At 71.1% G+C, this 806-nt stretch carries 1 protein-coding gene; it reads right to left on the bottom strand.

What is annotated here, in order from left to right:
* Window positions 1-698, bottom strand: a 698-nt coding sequence (locus EHS43_RS45420) for a PaaX family transcriptional regulator (RefSeq protein WP_260471037.1), incomplete at its 3' end; no start/stop codon positions are given.
* Window positions 699-806: the final 108 nt, after the last annotated feature.

The raw sequence follows: 806 nt of genomic DNA, 5'->3' as shown, positions 1-806 counted from the left end.
GTGCGGATGGTGCGGAGCCAGTCGCTGACCAGGCGCAGGCGGGTGCCGATCGGGTCGTCGTCGGCGCCGTTGCCCAGGTGGGCGCTCCAGCGCTTGTCGAAGGTGACGTAGCGGGCGGCGATGGACTCCAGGTCCCAGGTGTCGCGGATCATCTGCTCGATGTCGGTGACCTCGGCGGCCTGCGCGTGGAAGATCTTGACGTGGGCGGTGAGGCCGAGGTCGGTGACCACCGCGGAGACGTCCACGTGGCCCGGCGCGATCCACAGACCGCTGTACAGCGCGCCGAATCCGGACCAGGTCAGCCGTGAGCGCAGGTCGTGGCGCTGGCGTTTCCAGGAGTCGGGCAGGGAGAAGCCGAGCAGGGTCCAGGAGCCGTCCCAGTCGTCGTTGACGGCGCCCTGCTCCCAGATGCGGGTGCGCCCGTCGATCAGGACGCGGGTGGCCTGCGGAGTGAGGCCGAAGAACATCTTGCGGCCCTCGCGCTGCCGCTGGAGCAGGCCCCGGTTGACCATGCGGGTGAGGGTGGAGCGCACGGCCTGTTCGCCCACGCCCACGCGGCCCAGGACGTCGATGATGCTGCCCGAGTAGACGCCGAGGTCCCCCTCCTCCAGGACGTGGTTGCCGAAGAAGGTGAGCATGAGCGACTGCGGGCGCTGCTGCGGCCCGTCCGCGGTGTCCAGGATGTCGTCGTCCTCCACGGGGGCAAGGGTACGGCCGCCCGCCGGCCGTGCGGCAGGCGGTCGTACGAGGTCATCGGCGGTCGGCGGGGTGCGCAAGGTCGTAGGGGCGCAGGTAGGGGGTGGGGT

It is taken from the genome of Streptomyces sp. RP5T, assembly GCF_003933965.1.
Lineage (GTDB): Bacteria > Actinomycetota > Actinomycetes > Streptomycetales > Streptomycetaceae > Streptomyces.
Note: the sequence above shows the minus strand (reverse complement) of the source record. Positions and strands in the feature narration are given on the sequence as shown.